Source organism: Mycobacterium sp. 141, assembly GCF_000382405.1.
GTDB lineage: Bacteria > Actinomycetota > Actinomycetes > Mycobacteriales > Mycobacteriaceae > Mycobacterium.
On sequence record NZ_KB908262.1, the window covers coordinates 17729 to 41879 of the forward strand.

Here is a 24151-nt window from a genome sequence, read left to right on the forward strand (position 1 = left end):
GTCCGCAACGTCAACAACGGCTCTCGCCAGAACGCGTTACTGTTCTGACGAGGGCCGTTGTTGGCTTTTTCCCTTATGCCCGCGGCAGATTCGACCTCGAATACGTTCGGGGATGTCCAAGTGCGTGACGGCTCAGGTGAGCACATCGCGCAGGTGCGCCTCGAGCGCCTGCTTGGACAGCGCACCACTGATCGACTTGATGATCTGTCCCTTGCGGAAGACCTTCACCGTCGGAATCGTCGTGATCTGAAACCGCGCACCCATCGAAGGATTCTCGTCGACATTGACCTTGACGACCGCGAGCTTGTCAGCGTATTCGGAGGCAACGGCGTCGATGATGGGTCCCAACGCCCGACACGGCGGGCACCACGCGGCCCAGAAATCGACGAGAACTGGCTTATCAGAGGTCAACACCTCGGCGTCAAATTCAGCTTCAGAAACAGCACGTGCTGGGGACATGGTTCTCCTTACGTTCCCACTGTGGTTACGAGCGATGCTGCGGCACAGCGCTATTCATTGGTGTGCGGTTTGGCGCGGTGGTCAGGTCGTCGCAGGTTGCAGAGCGTTGTCAGTAGCGTCGTCGAGCGCCGCCAGATACTGTTCAGCGTCAAGCGCGGCGACGGCTCCCGATCCCGCGGCGGTGATCGCCTGCCGGTAGTGCGGATCGATGACATCGCCAGCGGCGAAAACGCCGGCAAGGTTCGTCCGGGAGCTGCGGCCCCGCACGGCAATCGTGCCGTCGATGGTCAGGTCCAGCTGACCGTGTACCAAGTGCACCCGGGGGTCGTTACCGATGGCCACGAACACCCCGCCGACCGCCAGACGGCGCTCGTCGCCGGTCACGGTGTCCCTCAAATGAATGCCCTCGACCCGAGATTTCCCGGAGATGCCGGTGACCGCGCTGTTCCAAACGAAGGCGATCTTCTCGTTGGCCAATGCCCGCTGCTGCATGATCTTCGACGCCCGCAGGGTATCTCGCCGGTGCACGACGTACACCTGCGAGGCGAACCTGGTCAGAAACAGCGCCTCTTCCATGGCCGAGTCGCCGCCGCCGATAACCGCGACCGGCTGGTCGCGGAAGAAGGCGCCGTCGCAGGTGGCACACCACGACACGCCGTGTCCGGACAGCCGGCGCTCGTCGTCCAAGCCCAGCGAGCGGTACGCCGAGCCGGTCGCGATGATGACCGCAGGCGCCTCATAGGTCGCACCTGAACCGACCGTCACGGTTTTGACCGGCCCCTGCAAGGACACCTCAGTGACGTCGTCGTACAGGATCTCGGCGCCGAATCGCTGCGCCTGCGCCTGCATCTGGTCCATGAGCTCGGGCCCCATGATGCCCTCGGGGAACCCGGGAAAGTTCTCCACCTCAGTCGTCTTCATCAACTCGCCCCCAGCCTCGACCGCCGAGGCCACCACCAACGGTTCCAGGTCAGCGCGCGCGGCGTAGATGGCCGCGGCGTACCCGGCGGGACCAGACCCGACGATGATTATCTGTCTCATACCCGAACTCTTTCTGTCGTGTGCGTAAACCGCCGTTGCTGCGGCCGCCGGGAGGCACAACCCGGGACGGCCCGGCTCACCGCCCCGCGCCCGCAGGCCATCGCGGCGTTTAGGCCGTGGTGTAGACCCGGACCTCGGGGTCCGCCTTGAGCAGAGGGCCCAGCTCGCCCACGACATCCTTGGTGAACAGCTCCGAAGACAGGTAGGCCTGCGCCTGTTCTGCCGTATCGAAGCCGTGCAACACCTGGACGTCATCGTCACGGACCAGCAGCTCTTTGCTCGTGGCGCCGTCAATCGTGTCCAAGAACGGCTGCTTGTAGCGTTGGTAGACGCCGGCGGCGGTCGCGCGGTCCGCGTCGTCGATCGTCAGCGTGATTTCCAGATAGGCCATGTAGATCTCCCTGATTTTCTGCAGATGGCAAGGTTTTGCCACATGCAAACGTTATGGGAGGGTCGTGTGCCCGGGTAGACACTCCACCTGAATGGGGATATCAATTGCCGATATGCCCCCGTTGGTTGCGCCTATCGCAGAGCGACGCGATAGCCAGCTATTTGAGGGACTGTTGATCAAACGTAGTGCATGGCGAGGCGGGTGCTGTTGCAGCCAGTGCTCAATCATTCATATTCGTTATTGCTTGATTCGTGTACCGCACCTACCTTGACGCCCGCCCGACCCCTAGGCTTACTCGCTATCAGGTCCTTTGTCGATAATGCTCCCGCATGGGACAGAAGGGTGCTGCCGGATGGTCAGCAGTGCTGTTGTGATGCGTGTCGACGCCCCAGGCGGGCCGCTTGAGCCGCACCGTGTCACGCTCACCTCACCGCAGCGCGGCTGGGTGCGTGTGGCGGTTGCTGCCTGCGGTGTCTGCAACGCTGATATCGGCACGGCGAAGGCCGGCGGCGGCGCTCAACTGCCGGTGACACCCGGCCACGAAGTTGCCGGTGTGATCGCCGAAGTCGGCGAGGGTGTCGACGGGTGGGTGACAGGCGACCGAGTGGCTGTGGGGTGGTTCGGGGGCAGTTGCGGTCACTGCGGCTTTTGCCGCCGGGGTGATGTCGTCCATTGCCCGGAGCGGAAAATACCCGGCCTTTCGTATCCGGGCGGCTGGGCCGAGTCCATCACGGTCCCGGCCGACGCGTTGGCGCGGATTCCTGACGGGTTGGATCTGGATGAGGCAGCTCCGATGGGCTGCGCGGGCGTCACCACGTTCAACGCGATCCGACAGGCCAATATCGGCGCCGGCGGGCGCGTCGCGGTGTTCGGCCTCGGTGGTCTCGGCCACCTGGCTGTGCAGTTCGCCGCGGCGATGGGCTATGACGTCTGCGCGATCGCCCGCGGCCCGGAACGGGCCGACATCGCTCGGCAGCTCGGCGCGTGCAGCTATATCGACAGCCAAGCAACCGCCCCCGGTGCGGCGTTACACGCCAGCGGGGGCGCGGATTTGATAATCAGCACGGTGCCCACGACCGAGCCGGTCGCCGAGCTCATTCAGGGCCTGCGTGTGCACGGCCGGCTGACCCTGATCGGAGTCGACGGTGGATCACTGCAGATTCCCGCCGCTCAGCTGGTGATGAATTCCCAAGTGATTACCGGCCATCTCACCGGCAGCCCCGCAGACACCGAGGAAGCGATGCGTTTTGCCCACATCAACGGTGTCCGGCCCTTGATCGAACGGATGCCGCTGCAGGCGGCAGGCCAAGCCGTCGACCGCCTGCGCAGCGGCAAACCACGTTTCCGCATCGTGCTCGTCGGGCCGCCGCCACGATGAGCCCGGACGTGGCTCACTGCGAGGTAGTTGTTGTCGGTGCAGGGATTTCCGGACTCGCCGCTGCTGACGCGTTGACCTCGGCAGCCCACTCAGTCATGGTGCTGGAGGGGCGCTCTCGTGTCGGCGGCCGCGCCCTCAGCGTCGATTCTGCGGCAGGCGGTGTCGATCTCGGTGCCACCTGGTTCTGGCCCAACGAACCTCTCATCCGATCGCTCACCGACGAGCTCGGCGTCGCCACCTTCGAGCAGTACTTGGCCGGTGATGCGCTCTTCGAACCCGATACGCCCGACTTCGTCCGGCGCATCGATGGAAATCCGATCGACATGCCCGCCGCGCGGTTCACGACCGGGGCTCACACGCTGGCACGCCGGCTGGCAGACCGAGTGGGCTCAGCCGCAGTTCTGCTCAACCATCCCGTCCTCGGTGTCACCGTCACCGGTGACGGTGTCCTCGTCGAGACACCCACGATGACGGTGAGCGCAGAGCACCTCGTCCTGGCCGTCCCCCCAGCGCTGGCCGTTGAATCGATCACGTTCACACCGCAATTGCCCACGCAGCTGCGCAGCACCGCCGCGGCGACTGCGGTGTGGATGGGCGACATGGTCAAAGCCGTGGCCATCTACGATGAGGCATTCTGGCGCACCGATCGGCTGTCCGGGTCGGCCATCAGCTACCGCGGCCCGTTCCGCGAATTCCATGACCACAGCGGCTCAGATGGTAATCCGCCGGCGCTGTTCGCCTTCGCCCCGGCTCAACACTTCCGCGGCGTCGACGCCGACACCATCGACTGCGTATTCGGCCAACAGTTGGTCCGCCTGTTCGGCGTTGCCGCCACCCGAGTTCGCCAAACCCACATCATCGACTGGAGTCGCGAACAATTCACCACCCCGGCCCAGCCGGCCCACAATGCCGGCACTCACACTTACGGTGCCCGCGCCTTCCACCAGCCGGCCCTCGGAAGAATCCATTGGGCCTCAACGGAAACCGCCGACATGTACGCCGGGCACCTTGAGGGGGCGATCCGCTCGGGCCTGCGCGCCGCACGCCATATCACCCGCCAGCTGGTACCCGCCTCTACCGATTCCTAGCGACGCATCCCGTCCGCCACCGGTCAGTACCCGGTGCGCAGGCAGTTCCGTACCGCCACCACGGGTGGTGGCCGTCGCTGACACTAGGGAAAGAAAGACGACGAATGCTGCAGCGCACGTTCGGTGCTCCTGATGATGAGCCATCGGTGAACGCCGGGAGCGCGCGGCGCCAGCGCAACCTAATCGCCGTCGCGGCAGTAGCCGCCTTGTCCTGCTGGTTCTCCGCCTCGGCGGTCGGACCCAGCCTGGCCGGTTTCCTACACATCGGCACGGCCGAGTCTGTGGCGTTGACATCGATCGTTCAAGTGGGTTTCGTCATCGGCGCGTTCGGCTCTGCCGCGTTGAACTTGGCCGACCGGTTTCGCCCCAACTCGATGTTCGCCGTGAGTGCCGCGCTCGCGGCCGGATTCACCGCATTACTGCCGTTGTGTGCCAATACCTTTCAGGCAGCGCTGGTGCTGCGGTTCGCGACTGGGTTTGTCTTGGCAGGCGTGTACCCGACCGGGATCAAGCTGATGACCAGTTGGGCCTCGGAGCGCACACGCGCGTTGTCGCTGGGCATGCTCATCGGCGCCCTCACCATCGGATCGTCACTGCCGCAATTGATTCGCGGACTCGGACCGCTACCATGGCAGACGGTCATGCTCGTAGCGGCAGGGATCACCGCGTGTGGGGCATTGACGGCAGCGTCACTCATCAAGGTCGGACCCAATGTCAAGACCTCCGGCGCAGTGCGCGAAATAGGCTATGCCATCCGAATGTTCACGCAGCGTCGCCCGCGACTGGCCAACCTCGGCTATCTCGGCCACATGTGGGAACTGTATGCCTTGTGGGCCTGGATGCCGGCGTTCCTGATCGCCAGTCAACAGGCACGCGGTGCGGAACCGACTTCAGCGGTGTACCTCACCGCATTCCTGGCGATCGGCATCTCGGGGTTCCTGGGATGTTTGGCCGGCGGCTATGTGGCGGACCGCCGTGGACGCTCCGCTGCTGCCGTCATCGCCATGATCATCAGCGCTGTCTGTTGCGTGCTGTCGTTCGCGGTGTTCTCGGCGCCACTGCCGCTGCTCGCCGTGTTTGCCTGCGTGTGGGGAGCCGCGGTGATCGCTGACTCGGGGGTGTTCTCGACCGCCCTGAGCGAAAGCGCCGACCCGACTCTCGTCGGTACAGCACTGACGGCCCAGATGGCCTTCGGGTTCCTGTTGACCGTCGCCAGCATTCATCTCGTGCCGATCCTCGCGGCCACCATCGGTTGGCGGTATTCGCTGACCGTTCTGGCGATCGGACCCATTCTGGGCGCCCTGGCGATGCGTCACTACGACCGCGGCTGACAGCTCGACCGTCGCCGGCCGTAGTCTCGGGCGAGTCGGGTGCGGTGTGACGACAACGAGGTGTTCGGCTTCGTGCCAAAGCGCTGTCCAGGGTCTTCGTGCGGCGCCTGCACCGCGCGTAGGGCGCACTGCACTGGTCGCGGTCGACGGACCACGATCGTGTTGGGCGGGTGGATTACCGTTGTGGCAACGACCCGACAACGATCAGAGTCCTAGCTCTTGGGGGCGAATTGTGACAGGCGCAGGCGAGGTGGCCGCGTCCCCGTTGCGGCGGGACGCTGGTAGGGCGCTCTGGCAGCAGTTGCGCGAGGATGTGTTGCGCCGCCTCGACGCCGGTGAATTCGCTGAAGCTTTTCCTGGAGAGCAGCAGCTGCGCGAGGAATATGGCGTCAGCCGTCAAACCGTACGGGAGGCTCTGCGCGCGCTGCGGGAGGACGGTATCGTCACCGCGGCCCGCGGCCGCCAACCACGCGTCGGTGGCCACGAAGAAATCACCCAGCCGCTCGGCGCGCTCTACAGCCTGTTCGACGCTGTCGAAGCCGCGCACCTGCGCCAGCACAGCCTTGTGCTGCGTCTTCACGAAGTCCACGATGCGCACGCAGCAGTGCGGCTGGGCTTGGAGGAGTCCACGCCATTGATTTACCTGGAACGCTTACGACTGGCCGACGGGACTCCCCTCGCCGTTGACTGCACCTGGCTTCCGGCCGCGATCGCTCGGCCGTTGCTTGGCGCGGACTTCTCCCACACATCGCTGTACAACGAACTAGCCCACCGTTGCGCGATCCGGCTGACCGACGGCCAGGAGGACATTCGGGCGCATATTCCGACCGCGGTGCATCGTCGTCTCCTTGAAATCGGCGACGACACTGCGGTGTTGCGCGTCGAGCGTATCGGTCGAGTGGGCACCGTCGCAGTCGAGTGGCGCATCACGACGATCCGTGCCGACCGGTTTTCCCTGCACGCCAAGTTTTCGGCCCGAACCGGCTACATCACCCAGATCATGCAGTGATCGCTGTCACACGACCCATATGTTCTCGACAGGCCGCCGAGTCGGGGCAGCGACCGTGGCTGCTCGGGCTCGATGTCCGCACCCAGGCACGGCATATTGGTCCTCGAATTCCCTTGAACACGTGCTCCTTCGGGTGTCTCCATTCTGAGCGGATGTGCGTAGTTAAAGAGGGATGCCGTCGAGGTCAGGGAGTGATCAGCCCCAGGCTCTGGATCGCGACGTAGCCGGCGACGACGACGAGCATCGCCGCGAATGTTCTGGCCAACACGGACTCCGAAACATGCTGCGCCACAAGCTTTCCCAGCACCGAGCCGAGGATGGCTGCGGCGGCGACCGGGAGGATGACCGCCCAGTGCGGTGCGCCATCGCCGATTCGCGCACCGAGAGCGACCAGCGAGTTGAGTGCGATCACCAGCAACGACGTGCCCACGGCGACAGGCATCGAATATCCGAGCAGCAGCACCAGGGCGGGCACGATGACGAATCCACCACCGACGCCGAAGAATCCGGTCAGCAGTCCGATGACCACCCCGGCTAGCACGACGCGGGGAAGTGACGTCGCATGCCTTGTGGGGCTCCGCTCGGCACTGTCCTCGACGGGGGTCTGGTAGGTCGCGGCGGTGCCGGCCGGCAGAGGCTGTGCGGCCCAGCTGGCGGCTTTCCGGGGTCTGGTGCGCATGACCAGTGAAAGTGCCACCAGGATCATCAGCACCGCGAACGCGCCGAGGATCGCCGATGCCGGTACCAGTCGGCTCAGCACGGTGCCCAGCGATGCGGCAGCGCCACCGATCACTCCCAGGCTCACACCGGCCCGCCACCGAACGTGGCCCACCCGCGCGTGCGCGACCGTCGCCGCCACCGAGGAGACAGCCACGATGATCAGGCTTTGGGTAACTGCGTCGGCTAGCGGCTGGCGCAGCAGATAGACCAGCGCCGGCACGGTGATGATCGACCCGCCTCCACCGAGCGCACCGAGGCATACTCCGATACAGCAGCCGAGAAGCAGTGAGAGTGCAATCGTCAATGTAGACAACCCTTTTGGCGGTGTGCACCGGGTGATGCCAGCATGCCGTGTGTGGTGCCACAGTTGCCGGTGGAGTTCGGAACCATCGTGTGCTCCCGTTGCTTGTTCGATGTGGATACGCGAGCCGGTTCGACCAGAGAAACGCCGTGGCGGGATGGGGCGATGTCCGTGTCGCGTATGCCGTCGGTGTTGCCCGGCCGACGGTTCTTACGTTAATGTACGGTCATTCAATATATTAATGTACGTACATTAATCAATCTGATTGCAAGGGCAGGCCACACGCGTATGACCTCCACATCCCCACATCACGAGATCGTCATCCTCGGCGGCGGCAGCGCGGGAATCAGCGTTGCGGCCCGGTTGAACAAGCAGGGTCGCAGCGTCTGCGTGATCGACCCCGCCGTCACGCACTACTACCAACCGCTGTGGACACTGGTCGGCGGCGGTTGCGCCAGCATGGACGAGAGTGGCCGACCCGAGGCATCGGTGATGCCGTCGAACGCGCACTGGATCCAGCAGGCCGCCACGGGCGTCGACCCGATGCGGCGCGAGGTTCGAACCACGGGCGACGGCGTGATCACCTACGATCGCCTGGTCGTGTGCCCGGGAATTCAGCTCGACTGGGATGCCATTGCCGGTGCGAGGGAAGCGCTCGCGACACCGTACGCGTCGAGTAACTATGAACGTGCGCTTGCGCCCAAGACCTGGGAACTCATCCGCAACATGCGCTCGGGTACCGCAGTCTTCACGATGCCGTCAGGTCCGATCAAATGCGCTGGTGCTCCACAGAAGATCGCCTACCTTGCCTGCGACTACTGGCGGGCACAGGGTGTCCTTGCTGACATCCGGGTGGTGCTTGTGCTGCCCACTCCGCGTACGTTCGGACTGCCCGCATTCGCCGACGCCCTCGATGCGGTGGCCGCCGGCTACGGCATCGAGGTTCGCACCGGCAGTGAACTCACCGAAATCGACCCAGACATGCGGCAGGTCACTATCGTCGATAACGCCACCGGCAGTCACGACGCGCTCGCCTATGACATGCTGCACGTCGTGGCCCCACAGTCGGCGCCGGATTGGATCAAGGCCTCGCCGATCGCCGACCCGGATAATCCTGCCGGCTGGGTGGACGTCGATCAGTACACGATGCAGCACCAGCGGTTCGATGACATCTTCGCCCTCGGTGATGTCGGCTCGACACCGAATGCGAAAACCGGTGCCGCAGTGCGTAAACAAGCTCCCGTCGTCGTCGCCAACCTGCTCGACAGTCTGCGCGGGCTCCCACTGACCGGGCGCTACAACGGATACGGATCATGTCCGCTGACGACTTCCCGCAAGGCAATGCTGCTCGCCGAGTTCGACTACGACATCAAGCACACCCCGTCGTTCCCGCTCATCGACACCACCAAACCACGCCGTGACATGTGGTACCTCAAACGATACGGGCTGCCCTTCCTCTACTGGAACATGATGCTCAAAGGACGGGCGTGATGCCGTCCAATCATCCTGCTTCTCACGGTATATCGTTTACGCGGTCGCCAATCACACTTCTGCGCAGATGGTTATCCTAATACTATTAGAAATAGTAGGTCGGCATGGAGTGTTGACACATTTACGGCAGACAATGAGCCGGTGTGGGATCTCCGGTGGCGTGATTCGCGGTGAGCTGACCGGCGGCGAACGGGCAACAAGCTAGCCGTACTGGTGCTGGGCTATTTCGCCGGGAAACGCAATCAGGCTGTCTAACAGACTATCTCGGCGCGATTGAGTTTGCGATGAGGCAGGTGGACCGGCGGCGCGCGGTCAGGACTTCCGCGCGACGTAGTAGTAGTTATTCGGATCCGCCTCGGTCTCGGCGACCTGCACGTCGGCGAAGCCGGCGTCACCCAACAACGATATGGCCAGATGCCGACCCCACATCGTTCCTAATCCGGCGCCCCCGAGACCGAGCGAGACCGACATGCAGTGCATTAACGATACGGCGTAGCGATAGGTCGACATGGGAACCCCGACGTTGTCTTCGAGCCGGCTGGACGCTTCGATGTCCACCATCAAAAGCACGCCACCTAATGGGAATTGATCAGCGAGCCTTCGATCGGTGATGGTCGGTTCGGGTGATGCTGATTTCCGAGCTGCTGGTCGGTGAGCACTACTGCCACTTGGAATGCTGGTCGATTCCTAGGCCTAGATCGTGCCCCGGCCGGTTGGTGAGGTCGCCTCTAGCGCTGATGGGGTGTCGTGCTTCGAGCACTGATCCATTAGGTTGCCGCCGGGTGTCCTTCGGCTCGAACAGGTTCCGTTACATCGAGCGAGCAGGGAGGCGAGTTGACGCTATTCATTGGAGACGACTGGGCTGAAGACCACCACGATATTCATCTGATGGACGCCGATGGCACCAAACTGGCGTCGCGTCGATTACCCGAAGGACTGGCCGGCATTCGCGGGTTCCACGAACTGGTCGCCGCCCACGCCGAGGCACCCAACCAGGTGGTGATCGGTATCGAAACCGACCGCGGCCTGTGGGTCGAAGCGCTCGCCGCGGCCGGCTACGAAGTGTTCGCGGTCAATCCGCTCGCCGTGGCCCGCTACCGCGATCGCCACCAAGTCTCGGGCGCAAAGTCTGATGCTGGCGACGCCAAACTGCTCGCCGATCTGGTGCGCACCGACCGGCACAATCACCGCCCGATCGCTGGGGACACGCCGAATGTCGAGGCCATCAAGGTGCTGGCGCGGGCGCACCAGAACCTGGTCTGGAGCCGCAACCGCAACACCAATGCGCTGCGTAGTGCGTTGCGGGAGTACTACCCCGCTGCGTTGGAGGCCTTCGACTCGCTGGCCGACCGCGACGCCCTGGCCATCTTGGGTCGCGCTCCCACCCCGAACGACGCCGCACGACTGAGCGTGGCAAAGATCCGATCGGCACTCAAAGGCGCTGGGCGACAACGCAACCTCGATGTCAGGGCACTCGAGATTCAGACCGCTTTGCGCACCGACCAGCTCGCCGGCCCGCCCGAGGTCGCCGCCGCGTTCGGGGCCACCACCCGCGCCGCGGTTGGGATCATCGCCGAGCTGAACCATCAGATCGCCGAACTCGAAGCCGAGTTGGCGACACATTTTGAGGCACACCCGGACGCCGACATCTACCGCTCCCTGCCAGGACTTGGTGTCATCCTCGGCGCCCGGGTGCTCGGTGAGTTCGGGGACGACCCGAACCGCTACACCACCGTCAAGTCTCGCAAGAATTACGCCGGAACCTCACCATTGACCGTCGCGTCGGGCAAGAAGCGTGCCGTGCTGGCCCGTCACGTCCGCAACCGGCGTCTCTATGACGCCATCGACCAGTGGGCTTTCTGCGCCCTGACCAACAGTCCGGGAGCCCGCGCCTTCTACGACAAGCACCGCGCCGCCGGAGACCTGCACCACCAAGCGCTACGAGCCCTGGGCAACCGCCTCGTCGGCATCCTGCACGGCTGCCTACGCCACCACACCACCTACAGCGAACACAAAGCCTGGTCCCACCGCCAAACCGACTCCGACAACAAGGCTGCTTGACAACTTACGCACCTGGGATGTCTAGGCGCAATGAGCGATGGATATTCGCCAACACTCGCGCGGGGTCCGCCTGATCGTGAATCGCATCGAAGGCCGTGACCGCATCGTACGTGCCAACAACGCTCAGTTCAGCCAGGTTTCGATCCTCGAACGTCACGTTAGTCAGCCCGCGCCGGGCCGCCTCGTGTGTGCCGGCGGCAATCGCGTCACCAGAGAAATCGATACCGGTGAACCGGCTTGCTGGAAATGTCTGTGCCATCAGGTTGACGGCGTGACCACTCCCACAACCAAAGTCGGCAAGATCGATTCCTTCCCGAAGGCGTTGAAGCAGGCCCGGGACCAACGGAATCACCACGTCGATCAGCGATCGGTCGAATACTTCGCCGCTTCGCTCTGCCATGACCCGGTGAAACCGCGGATAGTCGCTGTAGCTCAAACCGCCGCCGTTATGAAAACAGTCGATGATCTTCTGCTCAACTTCGGCAAGAAGGGGGATGTACTGAGTGACACGGGCCAAGTTCGCGGGACCCGCTGTGCGGGTGAGGACTTCGGCCCGATGCGCTGGCAATGTGTAGCTAACGGTATCCGGGTCGTAATCGAGGACGCCTGCCACGGTCATCCCACCTAACCACTCACGCACGTACCGTTCATCGAGGTTGGCCGCGCGAGCGATCTGGCTGCTAGTTGCAGCACGCTGTTCCGCCAAGACATCCAACAGTCCCAGTTGATGCCCGATGCTCAGTAGCAATGTAAGGCCCGCACTGTCAATTGCCGACACCATCCGCTGCGCGAAAACATCCGCGGTCTCACCGACTCCACACGACATGTCACCATCAGCGCTCACGTCATGAGATGCTACCCCGATCCTGGAAGCAAGTCGCACAAGACAATTCGAAAAGACGTGCGATGCAGGTCGATTCAGACGGACCGTGACATGTCGTGGGGTGTAGAGGCGTCGTTTGCCCATCCACCCACCGCCGTCGGCACGAACCACCGTGCTATCCGCAGGCGGTGGGCAGTCGGCGCGACAACAGTCATCGTGATGGCCGCCCTCACCGCCGTGGTTGCTGTGAGCCTGAACTGCGGCGAGTATCAGCGCACTCACGACGCCGGCCATCTCGCAGCTAGTTCATGGAACGCCGCGGTCACCTGGTTGCGCGAGCAGTGCGGGTGACTCATCTCACCGGAGCGGTGGGGCGGGATCGGGGTTTGGGACAAAATCACGAATGTTGTTCCTAATTCTCGCGACTGGCGTGTCTCGTCGGCAAGTTGCTTTTTGCGAATCACGTTGTTCCACAACGTTATTTCATTTACTGAAAATGGACAGACGTCGACATGACGGTGAGCCGACCGGAATAACAAGGGGCACAGTTACTTTCGGTTACGCGCGAGAGTCACTCATTCGACGGAGGCCTCTGCGATGGACTCTCGCACCCAATTGTTCCTTCCCCGTCCACGTGGGGACGGGCTTCGGATCGCGAGGCGCAAACAGATGGCATCTTGATCCGAACGTGGTGCGGCCACCGGAGCGGTGTGTGCAAAGCTCACTCAGATCGGGATAGTGCGCCGGTCACTTCGTCGGCTGCATGCTGAAGCTCGGATCGGGGCACAGCATGCGCAGGTCGGTGCCATAGGTCTCTCCGAGGTGCCGGCGCAGCGTCTCCGCGAACGCCGTAGCATCGCCGTCGCGCAGCTCCTGGACGAGCACGACGTGCTCGTTGATGATGTCCGCGCACCGCCCGAGCAGGGCGTCGCCGTAGCTGAACAGGAGGAACCGCTGTCGATCGGCGAGGCGGTCGTTCAGTTCGAGCAGGACCATGTTCTGGCCCGCCTCCACGAAGGAGCGGTGGAACGCGATCGCGGACTCGATGAAAGCGCGCAGGTCGCCGCGCGACAGTGTGTTCCGTTGGACCTCGATCGACTCGTCCAGCCGCGATGTCAAAGCCTCCCTGCTCGCGGCGTCGGCGCGCTGCACCGACGTGGATTCGAGGATCAGGCGCGCGTCGGCCAGGTCGGCGACCGCCCGCTCCGAAAGGCCTTTCACCAACGCTCCCCGCTTGGGATACACGGTGATCCAGCCGTCGTCTTGCAGACGCGCGAGAGCGGTGCGCACAGGTGTGCGGCTGACACCGATCTCGGCGGCCAGAGGTGCCTCGGCCAGCATCGTGCCGGGCGGAAACTTGCCGTTGAGGATCCCATCAAGGATCGTCGAGTAGGCGCGATCTAGGGCACTCTGTGGGGTCGGCATCTACCTCATCCTCTTTGAACGCTCGACTTCCCGGGCGCCGCATCCATTTGGCCTGACTGCGAGTCGGTCTGCCGGGCTGTCCAGGGATTCAATTCAAGATACATGTTGCGGCAACAGATGGATCCATCTAGGATGCAACAGGATCCAAGTGCGTCTCAACCCGCGGCTCGGTCAGCCACTACGTCCTCACCCACTCGCCAGTTCCGGTCGTCGTGGCGCCCACCGACAATGCCCGCGACTGACAGTTCGGCACCACCAGAAATGACCACCAGACAAGGAATGACAGATATGTCCACACGCGACCTCACAGCAACCGACTTCACCGACACGATCGAGGGTGACGGCATCGTCCTCGTCGACTTCTGGGCCGCCTGGTGCGGCCCGTGCCGGATGTTCGCTCCCGTCTACGAGGCGGCCTCCGGCGAGTACGAGGATGTCCTCTTCGCCAAGGTTGATACCCAGGCCAACCAGGATCTCGCCGGAGCGATGGGGATCACCTCGATCCCCACGGTGATGGCGTTCCGCGACGGCATCTGCGTGTTTTCCCAGGCCGGGGCGCTCCGCGCCGCCGCGCTGGACGACCTCATCACTCGGATCCGCGCGCTCGACATGGACGAAGTCCGAACCCAGATCGCACAGCAGAGCTGAACCTGGGCAACGGGTCGCATCGAGCGGGGAACTCATACGCGGTAACTAGGATGCATATCGCATTTATTCGGGATGCGTAGCCGGGACGCAGCTCGCGCACCAACCTGGCTGAAGTGTTCGCTGCCGGCGACGTGATCGACCCGCATTACCGGCAGGCCGCTACTGCGGCCGGTTCCGGGACCGTCGCCGCTCTCGACGCTGAGCAGTACCTGGCTTCTCTGGAGGGCGGCACCGCAGCGGTAGACCACGACGTGCTGGCTGGGACGGTCCAGCGATGAGGCGAGGCAAGCACGCCGACCGGATCGACGTCCTCAAGCTCGACATCGACGAGAACCGCGGCTCCGCGTAGCGGTACGCGATCCAGTCCATCCCGACGATGAAGCTCTTCGTCGGCGGCGAGGTCGTCAAGACGATCACCGGCGTCGTGTCCCGCCGAACCGTCGAGGCCGAGCTCGCGGACTACTTGACCACCAACCGAACCGAATCGAGATAGGCCACCGAAATGACCGAACAAGGACAAGTGCAGACACAATCCGCGCCGATAGGGGAACGCTGGACCGGCGCAGCATGGGGCCTGATTCTCATCGTTGCCGGCGCGTTGTTCCTCGACGGGTTGGACCTGTCGATGGTCAACATCGCCCTGCCCACGATCGGCAGAGAACTCCACCTGGAAGCCGGGGCGCTGCAATGGATCGTCAACGCCTACATCCTCGGCTACGGCGGTTTCCTGCTTCTCGGCGGTCGCGCGTCCGATCTCTTCGGCCGACGCACCGTGTTCCTCGTCGCGGTTGCCGTGTTCGGTATCGCCTCCGTGGTCAGCGCCTTCATGAGCGACATCGGCTGGCTGATCGCGCTGCGCTTCCTCAAGGGAGTCGCCGCCGGTTTCACTGTCCCGGCGGGCATGTCGATCGTGTCGACTGCGTTCGCCCCGGGCGCCTCACGGATGCGCGCACTGAGCATCTATGCCGTGTTCGGGACGATGGGCTTCACCCTCGGCCTGGTGATCGGCGGAGCATTGACCCAGATCGGGTGGCGACTGACCCTTCTCGCGCCTGGACCGATCGCCCTGGTGTTCTTCGTTCTCGGCCTCAAGCTCGTGCCCACGACGGTGCGGCCGGTCTTTTCGTGGAGGCAGTTCGACCTGTTCGGCGCGGTCACCCTCACGGCCAGCTTGCTCCTGCTCGTGTACGGGCTCGTGCAGGGACCGGCGCTCGGCTGGGGCAACCCAGGAACCTGGGTTCCGATCGTGGTGGCGATCGTGTTGCTCGCCACGTTCCTCGTGATCGAGTCCAAACACCCGCACCCGCTCATGCGACTGGGCATCCTCACGAATGCTGGCGCGGTCCACGCGAGCGTATCGGCGGGTCTGTTGCTCGGCGCGTTCATGGGCTTTCAGTTCCTGGTCACCCTCTATGTGCAGGGCGGCCTGCTCTGGATTCCGATCATCGTCGCGCTGGCGTTCCTGCCGTCGGGTCTGCTCCAGCCGTTCCTCGGCCCACGCATGGGACCGATCCTCGCGCGCCGAGGATCCACCGGAGCCATCCTCGTGGCCCTCGGACTGCTCACGATCGGATACCTCCTCATGCTCCGGACCGAGCCGGGAATGTCCTACTGGGAGTTCCTGTTCCCGACCATGCTCCTCATCGGCCTCGCACACTCCATCGGCCTGCCCGCAGTGACCGTCGGCTCCACCCACGGCGTGCCGGAGCACGAGCACGGCCTGGCCTCCGGGCTGCTCAACACGAGCTTCCAGGTCGGAGGGGCCATCGCCATCGCGGTCGTCGCGGCAATCCTCGCCAGCGCCAAGTCCACGCCCGTCGAAGGGGAACTGCTGCCGAACTTCCACCAAGGGATGTTCGCCGTCGTCATCTTCGCCGCCGTGGGGGTCGTACTGTCGGTGATCCGGCTCATCCGCGAACAACGAGAGCACCCCCGCCCAGAAGCACTGGCGCACTGAAGTGTCGCCGGCGGGGTCCCGTCAGCGACGCCCTGAGGCGGACCGACGGATACCTGCTCCTCAACCCCCTACGCTGACAAGCGGCCGTACCGGCCGGACAGGTGAAGCAGCTGACCGACGACTCACCACCGTGCGGCTGCGCCAGTTGGTCATTGAGTGGATTGTCGGCACGTCTCCTTGCAGATGTCACTTCTCGTGACCGCGGCTTCGACGTTCCATCGGGCCCAGAAACCTACTATTACGTATAGTACTTAGTCAGATAGTAGGAGTGGATCCAGTGGGGTGATGGGACCTGTGCGGCGTGGAATGTCTTCGTGGTTGCGGAATGTCGGCGGGTTGGCGCCTGGACTAAAAATGTGGACACCGCGCCAGGTGTGGTCCGCGGCGGCGGCGGCCGCCACGTTCGGGTTGATGATCGGCGTGGTAACCGCACTGATTCCGAATCCGATCTTCACTCGCGACATACCCCCGCTCTGGTGGAATTACCCAGTTTGGGTATTGACGTCGGTGTTGTCCGGGATGTTGGTGGCCACCTACGTGCCCGGGCAAGCCGACTCGCAGGCCAGGAGGGGTGCGCATCCGGACGACGGTGACGACTCTGTGCCCTCGGAGCGGACAACGGGCCGGTTCGGGATAGCCGGTGGCATGTTGGCGTGGTTCGCGGTGGGCTGCCCGGTGTGCAACAAACTCGCTGTGCTGGCGTTGGGCTACTCCGGTGCGATTACCTGGTTCGCGCCGGTTCAACCAATCCTCGCCGTGGGTGCACTGATCTTGACCGCTACGGCTCTGACCTGGCGGCTGCGCCGGCAGCTTGTATGCCCAATTGAGACCTGAAAGATCCCAACCTGCCATTCCGGTCAGACCTGACGCCCTATGCCCGGCCTACCACCCTCAACGGAAAGAACGACTCAGCCGCACGCAGGCAAGCCGCTGTTGTGGCAGCGAATGTCGTTGCGGCACTGCGCAACCGGATACCAACTGCCCGGTGTGGTGGTTATATCGCCCGCCCGAGGGCGTTGACCGCACTGCAGGGGCCAAGACGCAATCGTTTGCCACCCTCGCCCATACGGCGTGAGTGTCATGGTTGTGGACTGAGCGCCGACCTCGCTCTGGTGCCGTCGGCAACGCGTCAGGATGGCAGACCGCTCGCCGTGTGAGTCTGCCCCTCATGTTTCGATGACGCGGGTGACGTAGGGCGTCATCCCAGAGGTGCGCACCGGCGACACCTTGACCGGCACCCCGGTCTGTTGCGCTTCGAGCATCTGTCCGGCGCCGAGGTAGAGCGCTTCATGCTGCCCGCCGCCGGGGCCCCAGAACAGCAGGTCCCCGCGTTTGGCCTGCGATGGAGGAAGCTGACGGCCCGCCCTGTACTGGTCGCCGGAATACCGGGGCAGCAGCACTCCTACCCCGGCGAACGCATACCGCGTCAATCCCGAGCAGTCGAAGCCGACGGTGTCGGCGCCGGAGTCCACCCCGCGGCTGGGCCCGGTCAGGCTGCCACCTCCCCAGGAGTACGGCACACCCATCTGCGACCCTGCCCGGCGTATCACGTATTCGATTGCTTGCGGGCCGCGAATCCGCCCGCCGGGCATCGAGTTCATCGCGGGTGTTTGGGTACCCAGAATGCCTACGCTGCCAAGGAATTTGCGGCCAAGTTCGAGAGTCGTTTGAGTCGACAGCTGCATGGCCTGCAGTGTTGCGTTCGCGATCGCTACCGGATCACCAGGTGCCCCTGCGCTGACCCGTTGAGGCAGCGTGGGATCCCACGCCCCGGGGTCGGCTACTGCAGTTCCGGCGGGCATGCCGATCACTAATCCGAGTGCAGATAAGCACCCGATGTGGATTGCTGCGCGGCGATGCAACGCTGTCTCCCGTCGTCGACAAACGGTCTATCTACGTACTTACTACATACGTAGATAGACCGTAGCTAGTGGAGTTGCGACGACTGAGCACGAATGTGTTCCAGTTCGGTAAAGCTGCGCCGCGGCATGCTCGGCGCCACCGCCGCGCCCGACCGCCCGCGGCGCCTGGCGGTCAGTCCTACTGGCAGCGGGTCACAATGTGCACAGAGTGAGCGCGACGGGCAGGAGTCCGATAGTCGCCATCATGATCGCTCTTAGTACGAGTCCCCGAGGTTGCCACCTGAATTGAGGCGGCGGCTGTGCCAGTCGGATGGCCCGGTCCAGCACCGCGGTACCCGCCGCGGCCAGGACCGTGCCCTCGCGCGGTTGCCGAGTGCTCAAAGCGACGATGCTGGTCAACAACGCATCGCGGGAATGGTGGCGGGTCGCAACGTCGTCGGCGCACATCTCCAGCAAGGTAGGCACCGTACGTGCGGCGTAAACCATCAGCGGCAGCCGCGGTAACGCTGCCGCCAGCGCGTGCAGTGTGGCGACGATGAGGTGATGTCGTCCACGCAGGTGCGCCCGCTCGTGCGCCAGCACCGCCGCCAGTTGACGAGGATCCAACAGTTCTAGAGCCCCGGTGGTGACGACGACCGCAGTCTTGCCGCCGCCCGCAACGCAATAGGCCGTCGGCTCGGCTGCCGTGACCGCCACGACACCGTCGTACTCCGACGGCCGTCCCACGATGCGGACCGACTCCACGTGGTGCCGATTCTGCCGCCGCGTGCTCAGCAGCGCGCGCACCAGACGTCGCGCGGTGTAGACCGCAACCGCCGCCGTGAGCGTCAGCAGCACGGCCACAAGCACGGTGGCGACAGGTGGCGGGGATGCCAGCACTCTGGTGATCCCCAGTGTTTCCACGCAAAAGGTGGGGGCGGTGTGGGTGAGCAAGCTGCGCGACGCACCGATGACAAGGATCGCCAAGGCGCCGAGCCAGGCACACAGTGCCGATCCGACCGCAGTCAACCAACCCGCAACGGACAGTCGGGGCTTGACGTCCTGCCACACCGGGCTGATGAGGAGGACCGGCGCCAGCCAGGTGAGGGCCGCTGCGTACAGGAGAAGAAACGTGACCGCGTTCATCGCGCGGATCGGTTCTTCTTGAGCCGCGCAAGCGCCTGACGCAGCTTCACCGAATCATCTTCCCCAATCTGGTCGAGAAAAAAGTTGAGGATCAACTCGCCGTCACCGCCGGATTCGAAGACGGTACGCATCAACTGCGCGGAGTGCTCCTCACGGCTCATCACCGGCCGATAGTGATAGGCCAGTCCGACCTTCTCCCGTAACAGCCAACCCTTGCGGAAAAGGTTATCCATCGTCGACATCACTGTGGTGTAGGCGATCTGGCGGTGCGTCGAAAGCTCGTCGTGGACCGCACGAACCGTCGTGGGCTCCGCGCGTGACCAAAGCACCTCCATCACGACGGCTTCCAAGTCACCGAATGTTCTAAGACTCACTGTCGCTTCCCGCTCGCTGCGAAATCTCGGGACCGGACGAGTTGGTTTCGCGTCGACCGTCTGCTGTTCGCACCCCGCTAGCGCGATCGTAGCCGGTCTCGTTCGGCGCCTCGCTGGTCTCGGTCGAGTCGCTGTTGGCCGGAAGCCGTGTGCGCCGGCGGCGGGCGCGGATGAGGCGCCACCCGATGAGAACGGCCGCCACGAGCAGGATGAGCACTGCATCGTTGATATGCGAAGACAATTTGGCCAGCCAGACCTGCAGGTCGTACTCCGAATCGACAGTCAGCACACTGCCGAGGCTCGCAGTTCCGTCGGTGAGAAGAAATGCCACCCCGAGGACTATGAGGATCAGCCCGCTCAGCAACGATGTGGTGTGGGTGCGGACGGGTCCCAGCTGGATTGGACGTCCCCGCAGCCAGGAGCGTTCAGAGAGCCGCAAACGGTTCCACATCCAAGCCAGCAGAAACAGCGGCGCGGTCATACCGAGCGCGTAAACGGCCATCAGCAGTCCCCCGTAAACGGGGTCCGCGCCCATCGCCGACATGGTCAGCACCGCGCCCAGCAACGGCCCAGAACAGAAACCGGCCAACCCGTAGACGGCTCCCAACGCCAGCACCGACATGGTGCCTGAGATGTCGATCCGGGCGGTCAACCGTTGTATTCCCGGCAGGGCAAATCCTCTACCGAACAGCGTCACGACTCCCAACCCGATGAGCACCAGCCCACCGACTGTGGTGAGTTCGCTGCGATAGCGGGTGATCGCGCCTCCTAGTGCGCCGACGCCGGCACCCAGGGGCACGAATACGAGGCACATGCCCGCCCAGAACGCCAGGGTTCGGCGCATCAGCACCTGCACGCGGTCGAACGCGTAGGCGAAAAACGAGGGGAGCAGCATTGCTGAGCACGGGCTGAGCAGGGAGGCGACCCCGCCGAGGAAGGCGCCGAGGAATCCGATTCCGGTCATCGGCGGTTGAGAGCGTTGTCGATCGCCTGAACGAAATCGGCGGTGGGTTGTGCACCCAGCATGGGTCTGCCGGCGATCAGGAATGCCGGCGTGCTCGGGATACCGATGCTGTTTCCTTGTGCGAAGTCCGCGTCGACGGCCGCATCGAAGGCGCCACTGTGCATCCCTGAGGTAAATCGGTCGATGTCGGGAACCCCGGCCTGCCGGGCAAAGCCGATCAAAGCCTGTTCGGTCAGGTCGGGCTTGGATCGCTCCGGAGCGGCGGCATAGACAGCTCTATTGAATTCCCAGAACTTGCCTTGATCGGCGGCTGCTCGCCCAGCCAGGGCCGCCAACCGCGATTGCTCACCGAAGATGGGGAAATCACGCCACTCGATGCGCAGTTTCCCATCATTGACGAAACGCTCTATCAGCACGGGTTCGGTATCGCGGCTGAATTTGGCGCAGAACGGACATCGATAGTCGGAAAAGATCACCATTGCCACTGGCGCGCGGGGATCGCCCAAGGCCAAGGGGTCGCCGGGTTGACGACGCTCTATTGCCGCCGAAAGGCCGCCGTCGGGGCTTGTGGTCGCCGCGACACTGTGTTCGGTCACCGACGGACCCGCCACGGTGGCCGGATCACCGTTGAACTTCATCATGACCACAACAATCAGCACCGTCGCGACGACCAGCAGGCCAATCACGAACCGGACATCGTTCTTGCCGTCGACTCGACGACCACCCATCGGCTCCTCCTGCTACCTTGGCCTACGTACCTACGGCGTATCTACGTAGATATTACATACCGGGAATGTTCGTACCGCATCGTCAGATGGGAAGTGCTCACGTGTCGCGACGCATCCACCAAAGTCAGCGAGCGGCAACAGGACTGATCACTGTTCCGCGATCGGCGCATCCTCGGCTGCAGCGCAAGCATTCGAGGTCCGTGCTGGCAACACTGCTGGTGGTTTTGACTATGTGCGGCTCGATTGCGACCGGTAGAGGACATGCCTTCGAGGAGTCTCCCGAGATCGTGGCACCGCCCAGACTCGACGTCACCGTGGTGCCGCTTGGCCACGGATACCGCGAAGACGCACCACCCGTGCTCACGCCGCCCCCGCCCGACCCTTCGTTGCAGAACCCGGTCACCTTCACATCCACCTCGGGGGCCGCGTTGCTCGAGGGAAGCACATACGGCGTTGGCACCGTCATCGTGGCCAGATTCGACCGAGCCGTCACCGACCGGGCGGTCGCCGAGCGTGAACTGTCGGTCAGCACCGACCCGCCCGTTGCGGGTTCGTGGTACTGGATGGACAGCCGGCACGCTCATTGGCGACCCCGCGACTATTACAGCCCAGGCACCCAGATCCTCGTCACCGGGCCGGACGACAGTCGATCCGCCATCAGGATCGGAGATTCGCACGTATCGATCGCCGACGATAAGACCAAGAAGATCGCCGTCTACCAAAACGGCGAACTGGTACGCACCATCCCCACGTCGATGGGAATGGGCGGATCCGAAACCGTTTCCGGCAACACCATTTCGTTTTGGACGCAGCCGGGCGTCTACACGGTGATGGACAAGGCCAATCCCGTGGTGATGGATTCGTCGAGCTACGGCCTGCCCGTCAACTCGCGGTTGGGTTACAAACTCACCGTGAACTACGCGGTGCGGCTCACCAACAGCGGCATCTATGTACACCAGCTCGAGGACACCATTTGGGCGCAGGGCAACACGAACACCTCGCACGGATGCCTAAATGTGAACGCCGCCAACGCACAATGGTTCTACGACTTCTCCCAACCCGGTGACGTGTTCGAGGTCCGCAACACCGGCGGAGAACCCCTGCCGATCTGGCAGAACGGTGACTGGAGCGTGCCGTGGTCACAGTGGCGCACCGGCAGCGCGCTGCAGTAGCCGATACAGCATCGTGGCAGAGCGCGCCGGCGCTGTCGATCACGAGTGTGTGGGGTGGTAGGCGACCGCTCGGTGAAAAGCAGACGCCGGAATCACTGCGCCGGGCTCGGGTGACGGCCGCGCGGCCTGCTGGTCATCCAACGTCTTTGCGTCAGTGAGGAAATTTCTTCACCGGGCCGGTTGGGTAGATGAGAATATGTTGCTGTTCAATGCCTTTAGAGTCGCCAATGTTCATACAATTGAGGTGCGCATATTGCTTCGCGCCGGCCCTGCTACGACGTAGAAGCAGCGGGTGAAACTCGCCGCTGTAGGTCTTGACGTGTTGCGGGGCAACAAGAAACATCCCGTCGTGACCGGTGCGCTCGGTGTTGCGGGATTCGGTCGGCGAGAAGTCCCAGTGCGCTGCGAACAGGCTGTCCGCGAAAGCCGCGATCTCGGTTGCGCCCCGCCACGTTTCACACCACTGCTCGATGATGATCCGCCCGGCCTTCTCCTGCTCCCGAAACCAATTCCAGACGTACATGAACATGTACTTCTTGTTCTTGCGCTCACGTTCGTTGGTCGTCATGATGGCCTGCCGGACACCACCGACCATTTCTACGGCAATCCCCGATGTAATAAGAAGTTTTAGGATTTCCAAGTCGTAGCACGGTCACCGGGAATCGCCGTCCCCTCTTACGAAGCGTGACCTTTGTGTGCACCATGCACGTTCCGTGAATATGCGCGACACGAATCATCATCCCCTGAAGGCAACTTGGCGCGCAGACTTGTCGCCATGAATGCTTGCCGACCCTGGCGCAGCACCCGCGCCGCCCTCGCGTTCTGCGCACTCCTTCCAATACTGAGTAGCTGCGGGTCCGGCGGACACCCTCCCAACGGTTCGAGTGAACAGACTCAGGCGGCAGGTCAAGTGGTGGTCACTGATGCGCGCGGACCGGAAGGGCCCCTGTTCATCGATGGCAAGCTCTACTATCTACAGTGGGTATCCGGCACTCTTTCGGTCTGGGATGGCCAAAAGAGCATGGTATTGAACGATACTGCCGATTGCGGTCACAACGGTTTGGCGCTCACCAAGCAGAACACCTTCTTCGTGACCTGCAGTCACGACCCGGGCGCGATCCTTGAACTCGACAAGACCGGAAAAGTACTGCGCAGCTGGGATACTGATGGCACCGGTCAGAAATTCGCCGGCGGTTTGAACGACGTAGTGATCGCAGCCGACGGCGGTGCGTACGCAACGGCTTTCGGCCCAGCACTCGCCACCCCCACGTCGGTGGCCGGCAAGCTGTTCTACTTGCCGCCGGGCGGATCGAACTGGACGAAAGTGGCGGATGACTTGAACTACGCCAACGGTGTAGGTATTTCGCCCGATCAGAAGACGCTCTACGTAAGTCAAACGGTCAGCAACTCCATACTGCAGTTCAACATCGGGAAAGACGGCACGCTCAGCGACCGCGCAGACTTCGCCGTCCTCAGTAGTCTGACCGACTCGGGGAGTAGGTCGCCCTGGCTCGGTCCGGACAGCATGAAAGTAGACGGCGAGGGCAATGTTTTTGTGGCCCAATGGTTCGGGGGCAAGGTGCTGAAGCTGTCCCCCAAGGGGGAACTCCTGCACGAATTCGACATCCCCGAGGGTGACGGTACGACGAACATCGCGTTCAGTCCGGACGCGACCGACCTCTATGTGACGGTGGTAAAGGATGCCAACGATCCCGACGCCAAAGGCAGCATTGTGAAGATCAAGAATGTCCAATAGTGTGCCTCGACCGCTACGCCAGTGCTGACTCCTGCCCGCAGACCGAG

24 protein-coding genes and 2 pseudogenes are annotated in these 24151 nt (G+C 63.5%); 13 read left to right on the plus strand and 13 right to left on the minus strand.

Going from position 1 to position 24151, the window contains the following annotated elements; translation table 11 throughout:
- Positions 1–132: 132 nt before the first annotated feature.
- The 3 genes from trxA (H276_RS0112645) to H276_RS0112655 form a co-directional block, all read right to left on the minus strand.
- Positions 133–459: a thioredoxin gene (gene trxA / locus H276_RS0112645; protein ID WP_026356915.1), complete on the minus strand. Its 327-nt coding sequence runs from the start codon at positions 457–459 to the stop codon at positions 133–135.
- A gap of 81 nt (positions 460–540) precedes the next feature.
- Positions 541–1500, minus strand: coding sequence for a thioredoxin-disulfide reductase (gene trxB, locus H276_RS0112650; RefSeq protein ID WP_019971681.1), 960 nt, complete (start codon positions 1498–1500; stop codon positions 541–543).
- Positions 1501–1609: 109 nt separating this feature from the next.
- Positions 1610–1933 carry a hypothetical protein gene (locus tag H276_RS0112655; protein WP_019971682.1) on the minus strand — a complete coding sequence of 108 codons (324 nt, stop codon included), beginning with the start codon at positions 1931–1933 and terminating at the stop codon, positions 1610–1612.
- A gap of 310 nt (positions 1934–2243) precedes the next feature.
- Between H276_RS0112655 and H276_RS0112660 the strand changes: the two genes are divergently transcribed.
- The 4 genes from H276_RS0112660 (at position 2244) to H276_RS0112675 (ending at position 6697) form a co-directional block, all read left to right on the plus strand.
- Positions 2244–3269, plus strand: a complete 1026-nt coding sequence (locus H276_RS0112660; protein WP_019971683.1) for an alcohol dehydrogenase catalytic domain-containing protein — start codon at positions 2244–2246, stop codon at positions 3267–3269.
- Between the two features lie 8 nt (positions 3270–3277).
- Positions 3278–4357, plus strand: a complete 1080-nt coding sequence (locus tag H276_RS0112665) for an FAD-dependent oxidoreductase (RefSeq protein WP_196807905.1) — start codon at positions 3278–3280, stop codon at positions 4355–4357.
- Positions 4358–4503: 146 nt separating this feature from the next.
- Complete coding sequence (locus tag H276_RS0112670) at positions 4504–5688, plus strand: MFS transporter (RefSeq protein WP_036461020.1); 1185 nt, start codon at positions 4504–4506, stop codon at positions 5686–5688.
- A gap of 232 nt (positions 5689–5920) precedes the next feature.
- Positions 5921–6697: a GntR family transcriptional regulator gene (locus tag H276_RS0112675; RefSeq protein ID WP_019971686.1), complete on the plus strand. Its 777-nt coding sequence runs from the start codon at positions 5921–5923 to the stop codon at positions 6695–6697.
- A 184-nt stretch (positions 6698–6881) separates the two neighbouring features.
- On the opposite strand, the gene H276_RS0112680 is transcribed toward H276_RS0112675, so the two are convergent.
- On the minus strand, positions 6882–7721 hold the full coding sequence (locus H276_RS0112680) for a sulfite exporter TauE/SafE family protein (protein ID WP_026356918.1): 840 nt from the start codon (positions 7719–7721) through the stop codon (positions 6882–6884).
- A gap of 285 nt (positions 7722–8006) precedes the next feature.
- Here H276_RS0112680 and H276_RS0112685 point away from each other — a divergent pair, with 285 nt between their 5' ends.
- Entirely contained in the window at positions 8007–9209 is a 1203-nt protein-coding gene (locus H276_RS0112685) for an FAD/NAD(P)-binding oxidoreductase (protein ID WP_019971688.1), read from the plus strand.
- A 312-nt stretch (positions 9210–9521) separates the two neighbouring features.
- Here the strand turns inward: H276_RS0112685 and H276_RS0112690 are convergent.
- Positions 9522–9785: pseudogene (locus H276_RS0112690) on the minus strand (methyltransferase); the annotation flags it as partial.
- A 258-nt stretch (positions 9786–10043) separates the two neighbouring features.
- On the opposite strand from H276_RS0112690, the gene H276_RS0112700 reads away from it, so the two are divergent.
- A complete protein-coding gene (locus tag H276_RS0112700) occupies positions 10044–11270 on the plus strand; it encodes an IS110 family transposase (RefSeq protein WP_026356919.1) in 1227 nt (408 codons plus the stop codon).
- Positions 11271–11295: 25 nt separating this feature from the next.
- On the opposite strand, the pseudogene H276_RS0112705 reads toward H276_RS0112700, so the two are convergent.
- Positions 11296–12096 (minus strand): annotated as a pseudogene (locus H276_RS0112705) (class I SAM-dependent methyltransferase); the annotation flags it as partial.
- Positions 12097–12204: 108 nt separating this feature from the next.
- Between H276_RS0112705 and H276_RS0112710 the strand changes: the two are divergent.
- The gene (locus tag H276_RS0112710; protein ID WP_019971692.1) at positions 12205–12444 is read left to right on the plus strand and encodes a hypothetical protein; all 240 of its coding nucleotides are present in this window, start codon (positions 12205–12207) and stop codon (positions 12442–12444) included.
- A gap of 396 nt (positions 12445–12840) precedes the next feature.
- On the opposite strand, the gene H276_RS0112715 is transcribed toward H276_RS0112710, so the two are convergent.
- Complete coding sequence (locus tag H276_RS0112715; protein ID WP_019971693.1) at positions 12841–13518, minus strand: GntR family transcriptional regulator; 678 nt, start codon at positions 13516–13518, stop codon at positions 12841–12843.
- Between the two features lie 288 nt (positions 13519–13806).
- Between H276_RS0112715 and trxA (H276_RS0112720) the strand changes: the two genes are divergently transcribed.
- From trxA (H276_RS0112720) to H276_RS0112740, 4 genes are all read left to right on the plus strand, one after another.
- A complete protein-coding gene (gene trxA, locus H276_RS0112720; RefSeq protein ID WP_026356920.1) occupies positions 13807–14166 on the plus strand; it encodes a thioredoxin in 360 nt (119 codons plus the stop codon).
- Between the two features lie 113 nt (positions 14167–14279).
- Positions 14280–14444 (plus strand): hypothetical protein, encoded by a 165-nt coding sequence (locus H276_RS0112725; RefSeq protein WP_019971695.1) that lies wholly within the window; start codon positions 14280–14282, stop codon positions 14442–14444.
- A 224-nt stretch (positions 14445–14668) separates the two neighbouring features.
- Positions 14669–16123, plus strand: coding sequence for an MFS transporter (locus H276_RS0112735; RefSeq protein WP_019971697.1), 1455 nt, complete (start codon positions 14669–14671; stop codon positions 16121–16123).
- A 354-nt stretch (positions 16124–16477) separates the two neighbouring features.
- A complete protein-coding gene (locus H276_RS0112740) occupies positions 16478–16957 on the plus strand; it encodes a hypothetical protein (protein ID WP_019971698.1) in 480 nt (159 codons plus the stop codon).
- A gap of 332 nt (positions 16958–17289) precedes the next feature.
- On the opposite strand, the gene ripB is transcribed toward H276_RS0112740, so the two are convergent.
- From ripB to H276_RS0112765, 5 genes are all read right to left on the minus strand, one after another.
- Entirely contained in the window at positions 17290–17925 is a 636-nt protein-coding gene (gene ripB / locus H276_RS0112745) for an NlpC/P60 family peptidoglycan endopeptidase RipB (protein ID WP_081625468.1), read from the minus strand.
- A gap of 252 nt (positions 17926–18177) precedes the next feature.
- Positions 18178–19110, minus strand: coding sequence for a M56 family metallopeptidase (locus tag H276_RS0112750; RefSeq protein WP_019971700.1), 933 nt, complete (start codon positions 19108–19110; stop codon positions 18178–18180).
- Complete coding sequence (locus H276_RS0112755) at positions 19107–19484, minus strand: BlaI/MecI/CopY family transcriptional regulator (RefSeq protein WP_026356923.1); 378 nt, start codon at positions 19482–19484, stop codon at positions 19107–19109. Before H276_RS0112755 ends, H276_RS0112750 begins: the two co-directional genes overlap by 4 nt.
- Entirely contained in the window at positions 19474–20448 is a 975-nt protein-coding gene (locus H276_RS0112760) for a cytochrome c biogenesis CcdA family protein (protein WP_019971702.1), read from the minus strand. The genes H276_RS0112755 and H276_RS0112760 overlap by 11 nt, the downstream gene beginning before the upstream one ends.
- Positions 20445–21176 carry a thioredoxin domain-containing protein gene (locus H276_RS0112765; RefSeq protein WP_019971703.1) on the minus strand — a complete coding sequence of 244 codons (732 nt, stop codon included), beginning with the start codon at positions 21174–21176 and terminating at the stop codon, positions 20445–20447. The genes H276_RS0112760 and H276_RS0112765 overlap by 4 nt, the downstream gene beginning before the upstream one ends.
- A gap of 65 nt (positions 21177–21241) precedes the next feature.
- Here H276_RS0112765 and H276_RS0112770 point away from each other — a divergent pair, with 65 nt between their 5' ends.
- Positions 21242–22348 carry a L,D-transpeptidase gene (locus H276_RS0112770; protein WP_081625461.1) on the plus strand — a complete coding sequence of 369 codons (1107 nt, stop codon included), beginning with the start codon at positions 21242–21244 and terminating at the stop codon, positions 22346–22348.
- Positions 22349–22499: 151 nt separating this feature from the next.
- Here the strand turns inward: H276_RS0112770 and H276_RS22955 are convergent, their stop codons facing one another.
- Positions 22500–22916, minus strand: coding sequence for a hypothetical protein (locus tag H276_RS22955; protein WP_155943076.1), 417 nt, complete (start codon positions 22914–22916; stop codon positions 22500–22502).
- A 342-nt stretch (positions 22917–23258) separates the two neighbouring features.
- On the opposite strand from H276_RS22955, the gene H276_RS0112780 reads away from it, so the two are divergent.
- A complete protein-coding gene (locus tag H276_RS0112780; RefSeq protein ID WP_019971706.1) occupies positions 23259–24104 on the plus strand; it encodes an SMP-30/gluconolactonase/LRE family protein in 846 nt (281 codons plus the stop codon).
- The last annotated feature ends 47 nt before the right edge of the window (positions 24105–24151 follow it).